This is a genomic window from Janthinobacterium sp. BJB426 (assembly GCF_002735705.1).
Taxonomy (GTDB): domain Bacteria; phylum Pseudomonadota; class Gammaproteobacteria; order Burkholderiales; family Burkholderiaceae_D; genus Janthinobacterium.
Map to the genome: position 1 here is coordinate 68,409 of NZ_PDZL01000015.1, position 16,660 is coordinate 85,068.

The following is a 16,660-nucleotide window of genomic DNA, read 5'->3' on the forward strand; positions in this document are numbered from 1 at the left end:
TTTGTCTCAGGCTTCATTACAATCGCTTTTGATTGATTATTCAAACGTTATTTTCGAATGGATTTATCAGATTTCCTTGTGAATCTTCGGGGAGGCCTGGATGGCCGCCAGGATCACGTCGAGCGCCGGGTGCATGATCTTGCGCTCGTTGGAAATGACGTAAAACTGCTCGCGCAGGGAAGAGGCGTCACCGACCAGCACGGCGCCGAATTGTTCCTCGATGTCGGCCGCCAGGCTGGCCGAGGCGAAGAACAGGCCCAGGCCCTTGCGGCCGAAGGCGTTGAGCATGGCGTTGTCCTCGAATTCACCGACCACGTCGGGCCGCACGCCTTGCTGCACCATCCATTCGTCGATGCGCCCGCGCAAGGCATTGTTGCGCGCGGGGAGCAGAAACGGCGCGCCGTGCAGGCTGTGCGGGAAATTCTCGCGGTATTGTTCCGCCAGCGCGGGAATGCCGAACAGCTTCATGGCGCTCTCGCCCCACAGGTGGCTGGAGACGCGCAGGCTGGCGCCGGCTGGCACGGCCCGGTCTGTCAGCACCAGGTCCAGCTTGTGCAGGGCCAGGTCGGCCAGCAACGATTCGAATTCATCTTCCAGGCAGACCAGCTTGACGGGCTTGTCCAGGCTGCGCGTGGCGTCGAGCATGCGGTAGGCCATCAGTTTCGGCAAGGAATCGGAAATGCCCACCGTCAGGCGCATCTTTTCCGCGTCCGTGTCGGCCAGCGCTTCCTGCATCTGTTCGCCCAGCAAGAAAATCTGGTCCGCATAACCGAGCGCCAGGCGGCCCGCTTCCGTCGGCACCAGACGCCGTCCCTGTGGCTGCAGCAGGGACTTGCCCAGTTCCTTTTCCAGCAGGGCCAGCTGGGTGCTGATGGTTTGCACGGCCAGTCCCAGCCGTTCGGCCGCGCGCGTCACGCCGCCTTCCTTGGCGACGACCCAAAAGAAGTACAAATGGCGGTAATTGAAACCCGTAGTTTTCATCGCTGCATCCTCTATCTTCTGTTTTTACGAAGTAATACTTCCATTATCTTCTATTTTTAAATATGTCACATGTCCTTATACTACGTTCCATTGAATTTGGATAAAGGGGAACTATCGATGAAACATTTCAGAGTGTCATTTCTAGTGACATTTATCTGCCTGGGCATTTCCGCCTGGTGGGGTTACACGCACGGTGGCGTGCAGACGATGCTGGCAGCGCTTGGTATCGCGGTGATCCTGGGCGTGATGGAAGTCTCGCTGTCGTTTGACAACGCGGTGGTCAACGCCTCGGTGCTGAAGAACTGGGACAAGTTCTGGCAGGGCCTGTTCCTGGGCGTCGGCATCATCATCGCCGTCTTCGGCATGCGTCTGGTGTTCCCGCTGGTTATCGTGGCGCAAGCGGCTGACCTGGGACTGATGGAAGTGTGGAATCTGGCACTGAGCAATCCGGAGCAGTACTCGATGCACCTGACGAATCACCATGCGGAAGTGGCGGCCTTCGGCGGCATCTTCCTGCTGCTGGTGTTCCTGAACTTCCTGCTGGACTCGGAAAAAGAAACGCACTGGCTGGGCCGTATTGAAGAAAAACTGGGCGCACTGGGCAAAATCTCGTCGATTTCCGTGATGATTGCGCTGGGTACGCTGATGGCCAGTCTGTCGATGATCGAAGAAGGCCAGAAACTGGTGGTGCTGACGGCCGGCCTGTGGGGTATCTTGACCTACGTGGGCGTCGATGTGGTCAGTGGCTTGCTGGAAGGCGATAACGGCGACGGCAACGTGGGCGACATCGTCAAGCGCGGCGGTATTGGCGGCTTCCTGTACCTGGAAGTGCTCGATGCCTCGTTCAGCTTTGACGGCGTGATCGGCGCGTTTGCCATCACCAAGGATGTCGTGATCATCATGCTGGGCCTGGCAATCGGCGCGATGTTCGTGCGGTCGATGACGGTGTTCCTGGTGCGCAAGGGTACGCTCGACGAGTTCGTTTATCTGGAGCACGGCGCGCACTATGCGATCGGTATCCTGGCTGTGATCATGTTGGTCAGCATGAAGTTCCACATTCCCGAGATCTTCACGGGTCTGATTGGGGTGGCCTTCATTCTCGCCTCGCTGTGGTCGTCGATCCGCTACAAGCGCAGGATGGCCCTCGAAGAAGGCCAGACGGAAGCGCTGGAAGCGGTCAAGGCAACAGCAGTGTAAAGAATGCGCGACAAACGCTACACCCGTTTGTCGGCAAGTTGTAGCAAGCGTCGCCGCCGGCCTGGGGAGTCAGGCCGGTGGAGGGCGCCAGGTGTTTGGTCATACACAACCCACATAGGAGAAATACATCATGGCAATCAGTCTGCAAAAAGGCGGCAACGTCAACCTGAGCAAGGAAGCCCCTGGCATTTCGAAGATGATCATCGGCCTGGGCTGGGATGCCCGCGCCACCGATGGCGCCGCGTTCGATATCGACGGTTCCGTCTTCCTGTTGAAGGCCGACGGCAAGGTTCGCGCCGACGTCGACATGATTTTCTATAACAACCTGAAGTCGAGCGACGGCTCCGTCACCCACTCGGGCGACAACACCACCGGCGCCGGCGATGGCGATGATGAAACCGTCATCGTCGACCTGGCCACGGTGCCGGCCGAGATCGACAAGATCGCCGTCTGCGTGACGATACACGATGCCGAAGCGCGCAAGCAAAACTTTGGTATGGTATCGAAGGCGTACGTACGCTGCGTGAATGCCAACGGCAACACGGAAATCGCCCGCTTCGACCTGTCGGAAGACGGTTCGGCGGAAACGGCCATGGTCTTCGGTGAAATCTACCGCAATGGCGCCGATTGGAAATTCAAGGCCATCGGCCAGGGCTACAAGGGCGGTTTAGGTCCTTTGGCTGCCTCGTTCGGCGTCGGCGTATAAGTTGTAAACAGTCAAGGCGGTTCGCGGTGCGGGCCGCCCCCATCATTACCGAGTTGAGGAAGGAACAGTCAGATGCCAGTGTTTACTATTACCGGGGACGTCGACCCGTTCCTGCATGTGTCGCTTGCCAAGGGCGAGAAGATTTATTGCGAATCCAATGCGATGGTGATGATGGAAACCAATCTTGAGCTGAAAGGCAAGATGACGGGCGGCATAGGCGCCGCGCTGATGCGCACCTTTGCCAACGGGGAATCGTTCTTTCAGCAGCATATCGAGGCCATGCGGGGCGACGGCGATTGTCTGCTGTCACCCACCTTGCCCGGCGCGATGCGGGTGCTCGAGGTTGGCGCCCAGCAATACATGATCAGCGACGGCGCCTTCGTGGCAGCCAGTGCCGGCGTGGAATTGAAGGTGCGCACGCAAAGCCTTGGCAATGCGCTGTTTGCCCAGAGCGGTGGTTTTTTCATCACCGAGACGGCAGGCAGCGGCCAGTTGGCGGTGTCCGGTTTTGGCGCGATGTCGATACTGGAAGTGACGCCTGGCAAGGACGTGGTGATCGATAACTCGCATGTCGTGTGCTGGGATAACCGCCTGCAATACGAAATTTCCATGACGACCGGCAGCAGCGGCGGCTTTCTGGGCAATTTGATCAATAGCCAGACCAGCGGCGAAGGCATGGTGCTGAAGTTTTCAGGCACGGGAAAAATCCTCGTGTGCTCGCGCAACCGCGCGGCCTTCCTCGCCTGGACCCAAAGCAAGCCGGCGTAATCAAGCAGTAAAAACTTAACAGGAGCTATGCGTATGTCTGTCAATTTGAGCAAAGGCCAGAAGATTTCTCTGGACAAAGAAGCTGGTACCACCCTGACCCGTATCACCATGGGCCTGGGCTGGGATGCGGCCAAGACCAAGGGTTTCCTCGGTTTCGGTTCGAAGACGGAAGCCGTCGACCTGGATGCGTCGTGCGTCATGTTCGATGAGAACAAGAGCACGTCCGATATCGTCTGGTTCCGCCAGCTGAAAAGCAAGGACGGCAGCGTCAATCACACGGGCGACAACCGCACGGGCGCGGGCGATGGCGACGACGAACAGATCAATGTCGATCTGTCGAAAGTGCCGGCGAACGTGAAAAGCCTCGTCTTCACCGTCAACAGCTTTACTGGCCAGAACTTCTCGCAGGTGGAAAACGCTTATTGCCGCATCTTGAATGCCAGCAATAACCAGGAAGTCGCGCGTTTCAACCTGTCTGTGCAAGGTTCCCACACGGCACAGATCATGGCCAAGCTGTACCGCCATAACGGCGAATGGAAGATGCACGCCATCGGAGAAAACGGCAACGGTCGCACGTTTGACGACTTGATGCCGCAAATCTCCGTGCATCTATAAGGAGCAGTACGCAGCGGGCGGGGGACGGACCGGATACCGGCCCTTGTCCGCTGCTCTATATTTAGGAGAGTATGTCGTGATGCGATTGCTGATAGCCTTGCTACTTCCGTGTCTCACGTTTTTCATGCTGGGGCGCCCGCTGGCCGGTGCCGCCGCCTTGATCTTGCAGTGCACTGTGATCGGCTGGGCGCCGGCGGCCCTGTGGGCCCTGTACACGGTAAACCAGCATAAAACGGAGCAGGAACTGGAAGGGGCGTTAAGCCGCAGCTACATGCGCAGGCGTAGTCGGTTGATCTAGATCAACCGGGCGCTTGGAATCCTTGCGCTAAAGCCTGCACGAGCGATCGTGCGGGCTTTTTTGTGGGCGCTCACTTCTTGCAGCGTATCGGCACGTTCACGGAATTGCCGTCCGAACTCAGGTTGCGGTACTGCAAATCTTCGCTTTCGATGGCAAAGCGGGGCACGGCGTGGACATAGCGCTGCTTGCAGACGGTGTCGTCATTGATCAGCTGGCCCGCCAGCATGTAGTCGCACAGGGCGAAGCGCGACTCCTCGTCGTCGAGGATCAGCACGCGCGCGGCGCTGTACAGGGCCGATTGCAAGACTTCCGGGCTGCAATTTTCCGGGCCCGTCAGCTTCAGATGGGTTTTCGTTTGCGTGGCCAGGCGTTGCAGCTTGACGAGGGCGGCGCGCTCTTCCTTGCGGGCACTGTCGACGTGCACGTCTTCGCTGGCCAGGCGCAGCGCCAGCGAGGCGATCTGGTCGATGGAGATATGCCAGGCAAAGCCTTCCAGCCGCGTGCGGATCTGGCCCGGCAAGGGATCGGCCGCATCGACTTCGCAGCGGTACAGGCCCAGGTGGGGGCGGCACAGCACGGGGATGGCAAAGGCCGAGGTGCGCTTGCCCTTGACGAATTTTTGGCTCAGGTCGCCAAAGCTTTCATGCGTGATGGTATCGAAGCGGGCTTGCCCGAAGCCCATCTTGACGAGGTTTTCCTTGCGCTGGCGCGAAAACAGGGCGTCGACGGCGTCGTAGATATTCTTGTTGAAGATGCGGTCCAGCGGCTGGCGCTCGTCCGACATCTTTTCGAACACGGCGCTGGAATTGGGCGCGTTGGCATCGATGGAAAGGAGGATGAAGGGCTTGCTGTTCAGGCGCGGTGGCACGACGGCCATGTCGTTGCCGTACAGCTGCGTCAGGGCCACGTCCCACAGGGTTTCCACGCCCAGATTGTCGGCCGCACCGCCGTCAAACAGGTGGACATACGACGGCGATTCGCGCGACTCGGAACCGAGTTCCGGCACGAAACTGTTTTTCGGACGGAAACGCTCGAAGGTGACGGAATCGAACACGCCGGGAAAGGCGGCCGAGGTGGCTACGGCCGTCGCCAGGCGGATATCCTGGATCGGTGAATGCAGGGTGCTGTAGAAATACTCGTAGGAAAACACCACGCGCTTGCCGCCATCGGTGGCGTCCGTCGCGTTGGCCAGGAAGATGGGGCCGTCGTGCGGCAAGTCCTGGTAGGTTTTCTTGTCGTACAGCACATCGTCCAGCACGTCAGACAGGAACGAGGTGCGTGTCTTGTTCGTCAACAACATCGTCGTCAGGTTGGCCGGTTTCAAGATGGTCTGGCCAAAGAAATCCGTTTTCAGCTTGCTGCGCAGCAAGGGCCAGTCCGTCTGCCTGCCATGCAGCGCATAGTAGCCGCCCGCGATGGCGCCGCCCGACACGCCGGAAATGGCCGAGGCGCCGCTGACGAGGCCGAACTGTTCCAGCTGTTCCAGCGAAGCGGCCGAGAAATTCGCGGCGCGGCTGCCCCCGCCGGACAGGGCGATGCCGATGAAATGGTCGTTGGGCATGGGGTTCTGGATGCGCGCCTTGGGCGCGTCGATGCGCAGGCGCGGGGTTTCCTGCACGGTAAATGTGCGGTTTTCGACGCCGCTGTTGGGGCGCAGGGCGAGTACCGTGCAGCCGCTCAGCAGGGCAACGAGGATACATGGGACAAACAAGCGTGGATTCATGCGTGATCTGTGCGTAGTCAGGGGTTGGGATACGGACGGAAACGTGTGCGATTCTAGCAAACCCGGCAACAATCACCTATTCAGCTGGTAGCCGAGCATGGCAGCGTTGTAGAGCACGTGCGCGAGCATGGGGGCCAGCAGCGCGCCGCTGCGCTCGTAGGCATGGCCCGTGCACAGGCCCAGCGCGAAGACGGGCAGCATGGCGGCCGGTGGATGCACGAGGGCAAACAGCGCGGCAGCGATGCCGATCGCCTGCCAGGCCGGCAGAGAACGGCGCAAACCGCCCTGCAGCAAGCCGCGGAAGAGGAATTCCTCGCACAGGGGCGCGGCCAGCATGCCCAGGGCCAGCAGCCACAGTCCGTCGCTATTGATCTGCATCAATGTTGAAGCGCTTGGCTGCAACAGGGCCGCGTAACCGATGCCGAACAGCGCCGCGGCACAGGCGCCCGCGATTCCCCGGCGCCACGGCTGGCGGCCCTGTCCGATACGCGGTACGCCGGCCGTCCCGGCGCGCCAGTAGACGAGGCGCAGCGGCGCATACGTGAGCGCGCCGGCCGCGCCGAAGGCGATGGCCAGCTGCGCCAGCGGCGTCGCATTGCTACCTTTGAGCAGGATCAAGGCCAGTGTCTGCAAGATGAAAAACAGCATGACGGCGATCAGGCCGTCCGCCGCCGTTACTCTCGCTGGCGGCGAAGCGGCGGGGTCGAGCAGGTAGGGTAGCGCATCGCGCGCCTTTTGCCACAGGGCCACGGCCAGCGCGCCCGTGAGCACGACAAACACCAGTTGCTGCACCAGGCTGCCGGCGGCCAGGGCGGCAATGTACAGGCCGGTGAGCAGCAAATACAGGTACGTATACGTGGGGCGCAGCTTTGCCGTGGTTTCCGTGGCCAGCGGATCACTGGCAAACACGCCCAGCGCCACGGCGATCAGCGCATACAAGGGGATGCCGGCCAGGGCCAGCAGCATCAGGCCCGCCGTCTGCCACGACCAGGCGGGCAGCCAGGCCAGCGCCACGCCGAACAGGATCAATGGATACAGCAGGGCCAGCACGGCCCACAGCTGCGCCTTTTGCCGCAGCGCCTGTTCGATGGAGACGGGGAACGTGTACAGCAGCCACAGCGCGCCGCCTTCCTTGTTGAGGGTCTGGAAAGCCGACATCATGAGCACATAGGTGCCGAGGAAAAAGCCGGTGGAGGCCAGCAGGACGGGATGATCCAGCAGCGCGTGCAGGTCGCGCGCCTGGCCCGTCACCACGGCCTGGCCGCCGAGGATCAGCAGTGGCATCAGCAGGGTTTGCACGAGAAAATTGCGGTCGCGCAAGAGTAACGTCAGCTCGCGCCGCTGGATCGCCGTGCCGAGGCGCGGGCGCCACCGCTGCGTGGGCGATGGCGCCGCTGCCGGCTTGCGCGCCGCTTCGCGTTGGCCCGCGCCCACGACGCCGTGGCGCAACTGGCGGCGCAGCACGGCCATGCCCAGCAGCATCAACAACAGCGTTTGTGCCAGCAGCAGGATAGCGGGCAGCAAGGCGGCCACGCCATCGGCATTGAGCACGCGCACCAGCAGGCCCGGCGGCGTCCAGTGGCTCCAGGCGGGCATGGCGGCCGCCCAGTCATAGGCGAAGCCTCCCATGCCCATGCCGAAGGACATACCCAGATACATGGGAAACAGGCCCGCCAGCGAAATCACCGCCTGCAGGTTGCCCAGCCGGGATGGCGTGAGCGACAGGCGCAAGCCCGTGTCGACGAGGGTGCGCAGCATGGCGGCCAGGGCCAGCAGGACGAGGCTGGCGAGCAGGCCGGATAGTGGTGCAAGCCAGGCCTGGCCCGAGTACCAGGCGATCACGGTCGTACTGGGCCACAGGGCCAGCAAACCGGCCGGATTGACGAGCGTGCGTTCGAGCACGCGCGCCCACAGCAAGGTGCTTTTCTCGGCGGGCAGGGTGACCAGCCATTCCAGGTCCCAGTCCGGTTTCGACAATTCTCCCATGCCCAGCGGCAGCAGGACGCTGACCAGCCACAACAGCGCCAGCTGCAGGGTCAGGCCACCGATCAGCACCGCGCTGAAGGGCTCCGCCATCCATTGCGCGATGACGGGGTCGAGCAGGCCGCTGCCCGTATGCAGGCTGCCGCGCGCTTGGCAGGCGGCGACCTGGTCCAGCAAACAATGCATGTTCAGTACGCTGTGGCGGGCGATGCTGCCGAAGGACAACAGCATGGGCAGCAAGAGCAGCGCGCCCAGCAGCCAGCGTCCGCCGCGCTTGCCAGGCGTGGCGGGGCGGCTATTACTGTTTTTCTTGAAGGAAAAGCCCCGGCCGCTCACGTTGAGCAGGCGCTGCAGGCGCAAGCGGGTCAGCAGCCAGACGGCGCGCCAGGCAGTGGGCGGCGCCGCTGTCATGTGGTTTCATCGGTGAGTTGCAAGAAGAGCTCTTCCAGGCTGCCATCGCTGGACAGTTGCTGGCGGATATCGTCCAGGCTGCCTGTGGCCACCAGAGCGCCACGGTGGATGATGGCGACCCGGCTGCACAGCTTTTGCGCCATGTCGAGCAAATGCGTGGACACAAAGATCGTGGTGCCGGCGGCGGCGCGGCGCAGCAGGCGTTCCTGCACGTCGCGCGAAGCTCGCGGGTCGAGGCCGTTGATCGGTTCATCGAGGATCAGCACGGCCGGATCGTGGATCAGCGCGCACGCCAGCCCCAGTTTCTTCTTCATGCCCAGCGAGTAATTGACGGCGAAATCCTCGCTCGCCTCGTCCAGGCCGAATTCCGTCAGCAGGCGAGCGGCGCGGGCGGCCGCTTCCGTGCGCGAAAAACCATGCATTTCGGCCACGAATTGCAGGATTTCACGACCCCGCAAATAGTCGTAAAAGATGGGGGTGTCGGGCAGGTAGCCCACCTTGCGCTTGACGGCGGCGCCATCGCGCTGGCAATCGAGGCCATCGACCAGCACGCGGCCGGCGCTGGGCACGAGGATGCCCATCAGCATGCGGATGGTGGTGGTCTTGCCGGCCCCGTTCGGGCCCAGGAAGCCGAAGACTTCACCTTTTCCCACTTGCAAGGTCAGCGGCTTGACGGCCTCGAACGTGCCGTACTGTTTGGACAAACCTTCGAAGGCAATCATCGTGCATCCCAAAAAAGATAGCGTGCAGGATGATAGCCGGATATAGCGCCGCCAGAGCGCTACTGGGTGGCGTAACTTAGTGGCTTAACTTAATGTCGCAACATCACGCCGATGGCAATGCAGGCCAGGATCGCCAGGCTCATGGCGATGCCGTAGGCTGCCATCAATAACAGCCAGCGGCAGACGGTGGCGAGTTTGCCGCTTCGATACACGCGCCACATGGCCCAGGGCAGATAGGCCAGCAGCCAGGCGCCGAGTACGAGGCGGACAATGTTGACGGGGATCAAGGTCATCAGCGCCATCGTGATGAAGGCGAAGGCATTCGTATGCAGGGCGAACAGGAAATGTTCGCCATAGCGCCGTCCGCTGCCCAGGTAGAGAATTTTCAGGAACAGGGCGAACAGCGGCATCAGGCAAAACATGGCGTACGGCGCGTAATGGTAAAAGCTGTCCACCACGAGTTTTTGTTTCTCCGCCGTGGGCAGTTGCTCAAAGTCTTGCCATTGCTGCGGCAGGGTGGGTGTCTGGCCCAGAATGCTGAGCTGCATGGGCGAGGTCGTATTTTCCGGAATGTGACGGGGGCCGTGGGCGCTCACCTGGGCTGGCTGATCGTGGACGGTGAGGAACATGTCGGGGCTGCTGAATTTGAGGATGGCAAAGAACAGGATGCTGAAGGTCAGGTAGACGCGCAGCGGCTCCACGTAACGCACGCGGCGCCCCGCGATGTATTCATTGCTCAGTGCACCCGGACGGAACAGCAGCAGGGCCAGGGTACGCCAGAGCTTGCCTTCGAGCGCCACATAATGGGCGACAAATTCATGCAGGAATTCGCGCGCGCTCGGTACGTGCAGGGTCGTTGCCTGGCCGCAGGCACTGCAGAAGTTGCCTGGCGCATCGGTATTGCAGTTATGGCAGGTGCTGGCGGGACTCGTGCTGGATGACACTGTTTTCAAGATGAACTCTTTCCATGGCCAAAAAATGATCGCTCAAGGGCGCAGCCTATGATGAAGGAAAAGAATGGTAAAAGCACATTTTTTCTCTGTGTAGTTGCTTTCGAGATACAAAATGCCTGCGCCGTTCAGGCGCCAGCAAAGGCGGCCAGCAGGCGCCGTTCGCCAGCGGGCGTGAGGCGCAGGGCGCGGCTGTCGAGTTCGCGCTCGGCCCAGCGCTGGCGCAGGGCCAGTTGCAGGATGGCGGCCCCCAACGCACCGCCCAGGTGAGCGCGTCGCTCGCTCCAGTCCAGGCAGGCACAGGCGAAGCGGCGGCGCTGGCGCTGCAATTGCGGCACGTCGATGCCCAGGGTCGCCATGCCGGCCGTGCCCGCTTCCGACAGGCAATACTCACCTTCGCCGCCATCGTCCAGCAGCCAGCCTTGCGCGTGCAACTGGTCGTGCAGGGTGACGGCAACACTGCCGGCCATGTGGTCGTAGCAGGTGCGCGCATGGCGCAGGCGGTCGGGCGTGGTGGGGGTAAAGGGCGTTGCCGCCACGCCGGCCACCACCAGCAGCGCTTCCAGCGCCCGTCCCACCTCGGCGTTGGCCAGGCGGTAATAGCGATGCTTGCCTTGCGCCAGCATCGACAGCAAGCCATCCTCGCGCAAGCGCGCCAGATGGGCGCTGGCCGTCGAGGCGCCTACCTCGGCCAAGGTCGCCAATTCCGTGGCCGTGCGCGCATGGCCATCGAGCAGGCTGCACAGCATGCGTGCGCGGGCCGGTTCGGCGATGGCGCCAGCCAGTTGCGCCAAGCCCATGTCGGCGGTGCGTTGTTGAGGGCTGTCATCCATGATTCGTCCGTGGGCGAAGTGTTGTGGTGAAAGGACCAGCATACTCGTGTCCCTACCTCACTGCAATGGAATGCGCATGCCGCCCACCGACTTTGTTGCCGACCCCGCCGACCCTTTCTTAGCCGTCACCCACGCGGCGCCGTATGACTACTATCGCCGCCTGGCGGATGGCCCGCCGCTGCGTTTCGAGGCGTCGCTCGACTGCTGGCTGGCGACGGGCGCGGCCGGCGTGCAAGCCGTGCTGGCGCATCCCGCCTGCCGCGTGCGGCCGCCGGACCTGGCCGTGCCGCACAACCTGGCGGGCACGCCGTGCGGCGCGATTTTTGCCGAGCTGGTGCGCATGAATGAGGGCGAACGGCATGCGGTGCCGAAACAAGTGCTGGCGCGCGCGCTGGGCCAGGTGGACCTGGGGCGCCTGCAGGAACAGGTCGCACGTCTTGCCGGCGACCGCGTGCCCGTCAGCGCCGACCAGCTGAACGATGCAATTTTTCAACTGCCCCTGTTCGCCATGGCCGACTTGCTGGGCTTTGCGCCAGCGCAATGGCCGGCGCTGGCCGGCTGGACGCGTGCTTTTGTCGCCTGTTTGTCGCCGTTGAGCAATGCTGGCCAATTGGCTGGCGCGCAAGTGGCGGCCGATGCCTTGCTGGAAGGGTTTGCCGCTTTGCTGCGCGAGGGCAACGCGAGGCCGGACAGCCTGCTGGCCAGTATCGTGACAGAGGCCGATGCCATGGGGAGCGGCATGCTGGCCAATCTCGTGGGCTTGCTGTCGCAGACCTGCGACGCCACGGCCGGCTTGCTGGGCAATGCCATCGCGGCCTTGCGCGCGCAGCCTGACTTGCTGCCGTCACTGCGCGCCGCACCCCAGCGATGGCCGGCCATGTTGCGTGAAGTCAGCCAGCGCGATCCCGCCATCCACAACACGCGCCGCTACACGGCCGATGCCGTGGAATTGCATGGCGTGCGCGTGCCGGCCGGGCAGATGATCGTCGTCGTGCTGGCCAGCGCTTGCGATGCGCAGTTCGGCTTTGGCCATGGCCGCCACGGTTGTCCAGGCCAGTCCATCGCGCTGACCATCGCCACGGCGTGCCTGCAGGCGTGGACCGATGCATTGGAAGGCATGCCGCTGAGGTGGGAATATCTGCCGTCGCTGAACGCCCGCATCCCCGTGTTTATGGAAGGAACCAGCGCATGATTGCCGTGATTTTCGAAGTCTGGCCCAGCGCCGAAGGGCGCCAGCACTATCTGGACCTGGCGGCCGCGCTGCGGCCCTTGCTCGACGAAGTGGACGGTTTCATTTCCATCGAGCGCTTCAGCAGCCTGAGCGAGCCAGGCAAATTGCTGTCGCTATCCTTCTTTCGCGACGAGGCGGCGCTGGCGCAGTGGCGGCAACTGGAAGCGCACCGCACGGCGCAGTCGGCCGGCCGGCACGGCGTGTTTGACGATTACCGGCTGCGCATCGCCGCCGTCGTGCGCGATTACGGCATGCTGGACCGGCAACAGGCGCCGGCCGACAGCCTCCAGCGCCACAGCGTTTAGCGGGGCAGCGCGCCCTGCGTGATTTTCACTTTGACTCGGTAAGTGGGCTCGGCCGCATTCAGGGCCGGCGGCGTGGCCGGGTCGACGTCGAGCAAAGTAAACGTCAGGTGGTTGACGGTGACGGAACTGGCGGCGCCGGGCATGGAATCGGACAAGACGATGTCGGTCGTGCCTGCGCTGTTGAGCAAACTGAAACTGTAGCTGACGTAGCCTTTCCACACGCACACGGCGCCCTTGCGGCAGCGGCTGTCGTTGACGCGCTCCAGTTTCAGAGTGTCGGTGGCCGTGATGGCCACCTGTTCGCCTGGCGACAGCACGTGGGTGACGCTGCGCGGCGTGTTTTCCGCGTCGCCGGCGCTGCCGGCCGCGCCGCAGCCAGCCAGCATGGCCAGGCAAGCGATGAGCAGGGGCAGCAGCACGGTACGGTAAGAGCGGTTCAGAGTAGACATGGTTTTCCTTTCAGGTGGAGCGTCCCCGGCGTGCTTGTTCACGCGGAGGATAAAAATGATAGTAACAAAATGATATTTTTCCGGCGCACTATTGGCGTGCTGCCGATGAATTGATGCGCCGGCCACGCGGCGCGCCGATTACTGCGTAGAATGGCTGTTTTGAAAATCAGGAAACAACCATGAAAAAAACTGCCCTGGCGAAAAGCGATGCCAAGAAACTGATGGGAAAGATGAATGTTCCCGGCGCCGGTGCATTCGGTAAGGAAGCGGTGGTCGTCGACCGCCGCGAGCAGCGCAAGCGCGATCAGGCCCTGGGCCTGGTGCCATTCGCCGTCAAATTGAACAGCGATCTGGTCTTGCAATTGCAGACCCTGGCCAAGGAACGCGACGCGGATCTGAATGAATTGGTCGCCGAGCTGATCACCAAGGGCTTGGCTGCAGCGTAAGGGCTGACAATGTTTATCTGTTGATAAATATCAGTGGTAAAACTAAAAGGCGCCTTGCGGCGCCTTTTGCATTGCGGCATTGCTTTCGATTACACCCAGGCGGCCAGCGCGCCCTTCATTTTTTTCAGCGCTGCCACTTCGATCTGGCGGATGCGCTCGGCCGATACGCCGAACTCTTCTGCCAGCGCGTGCAGGGTGGCGCCGGAACCGTCGTCGTTGGCCAGCCAGCGCGCTTCGATGATGCGGCGCGAACGGGCGTCGAGCTTGCTCAAAGCCGTTTCCAGGCCTTCCGATTGCAAACGCGTCACTTGTTCCGCTTCCAGCACCTTGGTCGGTTCGCTTTGCTCCGACGACAGGTAGGCAATCGGCGAAAACTTGTCATCTTCATCGTCGGTCGGCGATTCGAGCGCAATGTCGCGGCCGCTCAAACGCGTTTCCATCTCGATCACTTCTTCGCGTTTCACGTCGAGCAGCTTGGCCAGCGCATCGATCTGCTTTGGCGTCATCGCATCGAGGCCCGTCTTGTGGCTGCGCAGATTGAAGAACAGCTTGCGCTGTGCTTTCGTCGTCGCGACCTTGACCAGGCGCCAGTTTTTCAGGATGTACTCATGCATCTCGGCTTTCACCCAGTGCATGGCGTACGACACCAGGCGCACGCCCTGGTCCGGATCGAAACGTTTCACGGCTTTCATCAAGCCGATATTGCCTTCCTGAATCAGGTCGGCGTGCGGCAAGCCATAGCCCAGGTAACCGCGGGCAATCGAGACCACCAGGCGCAGGTGCGACAGCACCAGTTCTTGCGCGGCGGCCAGGTCATTTTTTTCGCGCAGGCGTGTCGCCAGCGAAATTTCTTCGTCGTGGGTCAACATGGGCAGGCGGTTCACGGCCGAAATATAGGCGTCGATATTACCCAGATTGCCAGTGAACCCGAGGCCCAGCGCATTACTTTTGGTCGGAACCAATGCGGACGTTGCGGACATCATAGTCATGTTTTCTCCCTCGTAGTCTTGCTTTGTTCCAGTTGGCCACGTCACGCGACGTGGTCCGTTTGTCTGTTCGGTTTTGCGTATTCGGTCTTGCACTTTGCAGATCGCGACACCATCTTCATCTGGCGTCCTTGGCGGTTCTGCTGTTGGTATGTGCCTATATTAGCACTCTCTGCTTGAGAGTGCCAATCAGCACATTTAATCGTCCTGATAGCCTAAATACTATGGCGAATGAATTCTTGATATCTATGTCTGTACATCGCGCGATAGCGCTTCACGACAACAGGGCTAGTCTACGGCCTCTGGCTGAAGCGAGCCTTAAGAATACTTGCTTAATATCAAGATGATAGCAGTGCGGGGGGGCGCATGGCGGCGCCGGAGCGCCGCCATGGAAAGGAAGGTCAGTTCAGGCGCGCCAGGTGGCGCTGCACGCAGAGGAAGGCGCCAATCAGGCCAAGGCCGGCGCTGACGGCCAGCAAGCCGGCCATCGGCAGCGGCGCCAGCGGCACCAGCTGGAATTCGGATGCGTACAGGCGGGCAAACTCGGCAATCGCCGTATTCAGCGGTTGCATGGCCAGCGCCACGGCGCCCAGGGCCAGCGCGCCAGCGCACAGGCCCAGCAGGGCGCCCGTGTAATAGAAGGGGCGGTGGATGAAGGTGTCCGTGGCGCCGATCAATTTCGAGATGCTGATTTCATCGCGCTGCTGCATCACTTGCAGGCGGATGGTATTGAAGACAACAGCGATCACGGCCACGCCCAGGGTAATGGCCAGCAACAGCAGCACCAGGCGCAGCACGCCCAGCAGGGCCGCCAGGCGCTTGACCCAGGCCGAATCGACTTGCGCCGATTCCACGCCTGGCAAGTGGCGCAACTGTTCCGCCACGGCATCGACATCCTGCGCTTCGCTGGCGCTGCTGAAGGCGTCAAGTTTCAGCACATAGCTGTCGGGCAAGGGATTGTCGCCCAGGGTGCTCAGTACATCTGCCAGGCCATTTTTATTTTTCAGGGTGTCGAGCGCCTGTTCGCGCGCGATGAAGACGATCTTCGCCTTTTGCTCGCCGACGATCTTGCGCATGGCACCGGCCAGGGCCACGGCTTGCTCGCGCGGCGTGTCGATCTTCAGGAAGACGCTGATTTCCGGGTCGACGGACATCTGTTCCGACATGGGGCGGACATTGTCGAGCATGGTCAAGCCGGCGAATGGCAGCGACAGGGCGATGGCGACGACGACGACGTTCAAGAGAAAGCCGCCCGGCGACTTGCGCAAGTGAATCAGCGCCGAACCGAGGGCGAAGCGGTGTTGACGGAACCAGCCTCTCATGCCTGTTCTCCTTCGCCGTGATCCAGGCCAGGCGCGAAATCGGGATCGGGCGGGGCGAAGACGGGCGCCTGCGTGGCCTTGTCGATGGCCACCAGCTGGCCGTTTTTCAGGTGGATCACGCGGGCGGCTGCGTCGAGCATCTGTTCGTCATGGCTGGAAATGAGGCAGGTCACGCCGACGGAGTGGAATGCTTTCAGGGCGTCGAGCACCTTGTTGGCGCTGGCGCGGTCCAGGTTGGCCGTCGGTTCGTCGGCCAGGATGATTTGCGGCCGGTTGACGATGGCGCGCGCGATCGATACGCGCTGCTGCTCGCCGCCCGACAGCGACAGGGGGCGCGCCATGGCGCGGTCCAGCAGTCCCACCTTGTCGAGCGCGGCGCGGGCGCGCTGTTCCGCGGCAACTTTATGCGCGCCGACGACGAGCAGCGGCAGCATGACGTTGGCCAGGATGGAGCGGTCGTTGAGCAGCTTTTGCTGCTGGAAGATCAGGCCCATGTTGCGGCGCAGGAAGGGCACGCCGGCCGGCTTGATCTTCGCCATGTCCTGGCCATTGACGATCAGCTTGCCCGACGTGGGGCGTTCCATGGCGGCGATCATTTTCAGCAAGGTGGATTTGCCGGCGCCGGACGGGCCGGCCAGAAACACCAGCTCGCCCTTGGCAATACTGAGCGAAATGTCGCTGAGCGCCACGGCATCGGGGGAGTATTGCTTGGAGACGTGCTGAAATTCAATCAT

Annotated in this window: 18 protein-coding genes; 8 read left to right on the top strand and 10 right to left on the bottom strand. The window is 62.0% G+C overall.

Translation table 11 applies throughout. The features are described from left to right. Positions 1 to 66: 66 nt before the first annotated feature. A complete protein-coding gene (gene nhaR / locus CSQ93_RS21190) occupies positions 67 to 981 on the bottom strand; it encodes a transcriptional activator NhaR (RefSeq protein ID WP_099379743.1) in 915 nt (304 codons plus the stop codon). A gap of 117 nt (positions 982 to 1,098) precedes the next feature. Here nhaR and CSQ93_RS21195 point away from each other — a divergent pair, with 117 nt between their 5' ends. From CSQ93_RS21195 to CSQ93_RS21215, 5 genes are all read left to right on the top strand, one after another. Beyond that, a complete protein-coding gene (locus CSQ93_RS21195; protein WP_099379744.1) occupies positions 1,099 to 2,178 on the top strand; it encodes a DUF475 domain-containing protein in 1,080 nt (359 codons plus the stop codon). A gap of 130 nt (positions 2,179 to 2,308) precedes the next feature. After that, entirely contained in the window at positions 2,309 to 2,884 is a 576-nt protein-coding gene (locus CSQ93_RS21200) for a TerD family protein (RefSeq protein ID WP_034784897.1), read from the top strand. Between the two features lie 72 nt (positions 2,885 to 2,956). Continuing rightward, the gene (locus tag CSQ93_RS21205) at positions 2,957 to 3,652 is read left to right on the top strand and encodes a TIGR00266 family protein (RefSeq protein ID WP_099379745.1); all 696 of its coding nucleotides are present in this window, start codon (positions 2,957 to 2,959) and stop codon (positions 3,650 to 3,652) included. A 33-nt stretch (positions 3,653 to 3,685) separates the two neighbouring features. Continuing rightward, positions 3,686 to 4,267 carry a TerD family protein gene (locus tag CSQ93_RS21210; protein WP_099379746.1) on the top strand — a complete coding sequence of 194 codons (582 nt, stop codon included), beginning with the start codon at positions 3,686 to 3,688 and terminating at the stop codon, positions 4,265 to 4,267. A 79-nt stretch (positions 4,268 to 4,346) separates the two neighbouring features. Beyond that, complete coding sequence (locus CSQ93_RS21215) at positions 4,347 to 4,565, top strand: hypothetical protein (RefSeq protein WP_034784905.1); 219 nt, start codon at positions 4,347 to 4,349, stop codon at positions 4,563 to 4,565. A gap of 70 nt (positions 4,566 to 4,635) precedes the next feature. Here CSQ93_RS21215 and CSQ93_RS21220 read toward each other — a convergent pair whose 3' ends face one another. The 5 genes from CSQ93_RS21220 to CSQ93_RS21240 all read right to left on the bottom strand — a co-directional run bounded on the left by CSQ93_RS21220 (position 4,636) and on the right by CSQ93_RS21240 (position 11,187). After that, complete coding sequence (locus CSQ93_RS21220) at positions 4,636 to 6,288, bottom strand: patatin-like phospholipase family protein (protein WP_099379747.1); 1,653 nt, start codon at positions 6,286 to 6,288, stop codon at positions 4,636 to 4,638. A 72-nt stretch (positions 6,289 to 6,360) separates the two neighbouring features. After that, complete coding sequence (locus CSQ93_RS21225; protein ID WP_099379748.1) at positions 6,361 to 8,682, bottom strand: type II CAAX endopeptidase family protein; 2,322 nt, start codon at positions 8,680 to 8,682, stop codon at positions 6,361 to 6,363. Beyond that, positions 8,679 to 9,404: an ABC transporter ATP-binding protein gene (locus CSQ93_RS21230; RefSeq protein ID WP_099379749.1), complete on the bottom strand. Its 726-nt coding sequence runs from the start codon at positions 9,402 to 9,404 to the stop codon at positions 8,679 to 8,681. Before CSQ93_RS21230 ends, CSQ93_RS21225 begins: the two co-directional genes overlap by 4 nt. Before the next feature lie 89 nt (positions 9,405 to 9,493). After that, a complete protein-coding gene (locus CSQ93_RS21235; RefSeq protein ID WP_233516287.1) occupies positions 9,494 to 10,348 on the bottom strand; it encodes a DUF3667 domain-containing protein in 855 nt (284 codons plus the stop codon). A 134-nt stretch (positions 10,349 to 10,482) separates the two neighbouring features. After that, positions 10,483 to 11,187, bottom strand: coding sequence for an ArsR/SmtB family transcription factor (locus tag CSQ93_RS21240; RefSeq protein WP_099379751.1), 705 nt, complete (start codon positions 11,185 to 11,187; stop codon positions 10,483 to 10,485). 76 nt (positions 11,188 to 11,263) lie between these two features. Between CSQ93_RS21240 and CSQ93_RS21245 the strand changes: the two genes are divergently transcribed. Both CSQ93_RS21245 and CSQ93_RS21250 read left to right on the top strand, forming a co-directional pair. Continuing rightward, positions 11,264 to 12,379, top strand: coding sequence for a cytochrome P450 (locus tag CSQ93_RS21245; protein WP_099379752.1), 1,116 nt, complete (start codon positions 11,264 to 11,266; stop codon positions 12,377 to 12,379). After that, positions 12,376 to 12,723, top strand: coding sequence for an antibiotic biosynthesis monooxygenase family protein (locus CSQ93_RS21250; RefSeq protein WP_099379753.1), 348 nt, complete (start codon positions 12,376 to 12,378; stop codon positions 12,721 to 12,723). The genes CSQ93_RS21245 and CSQ93_RS21250 overlap by 4 nt, the downstream gene beginning before the upstream one ends. On the opposite strand, the gene CSQ93_RS21255 is transcribed toward CSQ93_RS21250, so the two are convergent. Further along, complete coding sequence (locus tag CSQ93_RS21255) at positions 12,720 to 13,172, bottom strand: hypothetical protein (RefSeq protein WP_099379754.1); 453 nt, start codon at positions 13,170 to 13,172, stop codon at positions 12,720 to 12,722. The genes CSQ93_RS21250 and CSQ93_RS21255 overlap by 4 nt on opposite strands. A 179-nt stretch (positions 13,173 to 13,351) precedes the next feature. Here CSQ93_RS21255 and CSQ93_RS21260 point away from each other — a divergent pair, with 179 nt between their 5' ends. Then, positions 13,352 to 13,618 (top strand): hypothetical protein, encoded by a 267-nt coding sequence (locus CSQ93_RS21260; protein WP_071079406.1) that lies wholly within the window; start codon positions 13,352 to 13,354, stop codon positions 13,616 to 13,618. Between the two features lie 89 nt (positions 13,619 to 13,707). Here CSQ93_RS21260 and rpoH read toward each other — a convergent pair whose 3' ends face one another. From rpoH to CSQ93_RS21275, 3 genes are all read right to left on the bottom strand, one after another. Continuing rightward, the gene (gene rpoH / locus CSQ93_RS21265; protein ID WP_035824784.1) at positions 13,708 to 14,601 is read right to left on the bottom strand and encodes an RNA polymerase sigma factor RpoH; all 894 of its coding nucleotides are present in this window, start codon (positions 14,599 to 14,601) and stop codon (positions 13,708 to 13,710) included. 404 nt (positions 14,602 to 15,005) lie between these two features. After that, positions 15,006 to 15,926: a permease-like cell division protein FtsX gene (gene ftsX / locus CSQ93_RS21270; RefSeq protein ID WP_099379755.1), complete on the bottom strand. Its 921-nt coding sequence runs from the start codon at positions 15,924 to 15,926 to the stop codon at positions 15,006 to 15,008. Further along, positions 15,923 to 16,660, bottom strand: a complete 738-nt coding sequence (locus CSQ93_RS21275; RefSeq protein ID WP_099379756.1) for a cell division ATP-binding protein FtsE — start codon at positions 16,658 to 16,660, stop codon at positions 15,923 to 15,925. The genes ftsX and CSQ93_RS21275 overlap by 4 nt, the downstream gene beginning before the upstream one ends.

Bases quoted from the DNA above. Each gene is read 5' to 3' on its own strand.
- nhaR (WP_099379743.1), bottom strand. From the start codon at position 981: ATGAAAACTACGGGTTTCAATTACCGCCATTTGTACTTCTTTTGGGTC.
- CSQ93_RS21195 (WP_099379744.1), top strand. From the start codon at position 1,099: ATGAAACATTTCAGAGTGTCATTTCTAGTGACATTTATCTGCCTGGGC.
- CSQ93_RS21200 (WP_034784897.1), top strand. From the start codon at position 2,309: ATGGCAATCAGTCTGCAAAAAGGCGGCAACGTCAACCTGAGCAAGGAA.
- CSQ93_RS21205 (WP_099379745.1), top strand. From the start codon at position 2,957: ATGCCAGTGTTTACTATTACCGGGGACGTCGACCCGTTCCTGCATGTG.
- CSQ93_RS21210 (WP_099379746.1), top strand. From the start codon at position 3,686: ATGTCTGTCAATTTGAGCAAAGGCCAGAAGATTTCTCTGGACAAAGAA.
- CSQ93_RS21215 (WP_034784905.1), top strand. From the start codon at position 4,347: ATGCGATTGCTGATAGCCTTGCTACTTCCGTGTCTCACGTTTTTCATG.
- CSQ93_RS21220 (WP_099379747.1), bottom strand. From the start codon at position 6,288: ATGAATCCACGCTTGTTTGTCCCATGTATCCTCGTTGCCCTGCTGAGC.
- CSQ93_RS21225 (WP_099379748.1), bottom strand. From the start codon at position 8,682: ATGACAGCGGCGCCGCCCACTGCCTGGCGCGCCGTCTGGCTGCTGACC.
- CSQ93_RS21230 (WP_099379749.1), bottom strand. From the start codon at position 9,404: ATGATTGCCTTCGAAGGTTTGTCCAAACAGTACGGCACGTTCGAGGCC.
- CSQ93_RS21240 (WP_099379751.1), bottom strand. From the start codon at position 11,187: ATGGATGACAGCCCTCAACAACGCACCGCCGACATGGGCTTGGCGCAA.
- CSQ93_RS21245 (WP_099379752.1), top strand. From the start codon at position 11,264: ATGCCGCCCACCGACTTTGTTGCCGACCCCGCCGACCCTTTCTTAGCC.
- CSQ93_RS21250 (WP_099379753.1), top strand. From the start codon at position 12,376: ATGATTGCCGTGATTTTCGAAGTCTGGCCCAGCGCCGAAGGGCGCCAG.
- CSQ93_RS21255 (WP_099379754.1), bottom strand. From the start codon at position 13,172: ATGTCTACTCTGAACCGCTCTTACCGTACCGTGCTGCTGCCCCTGCTC.
- CSQ93_RS21260 (WP_071079406.1), top strand. From the start codon at position 13,352: ATGAAAAAAACTGCCCTGGCGAAAAGCGATGCCAAGAAACTGATGGGA.
- rpoH (WP_035824784.1), bottom strand. From the start codon at position 14,601: ATGATGTCCGCAACGTCCGCATTGGTTCCGACCAAAAGTAATGCGCTG.
- ftsX (WP_099379755.1), bottom strand. From the start codon at position 15,926: ATGAGAGGCTGGTTCCGTCAACACCGCTTCGCCCTCGGTTCGGCGCTG.
- CSQ93_RS21275 (WP_099379756.1), bottom strand. From the start codon at position 16,660: ATGATTGAATTTCAGCACGTCTCCAAGCAATACTCCCCCGATGCCGTG.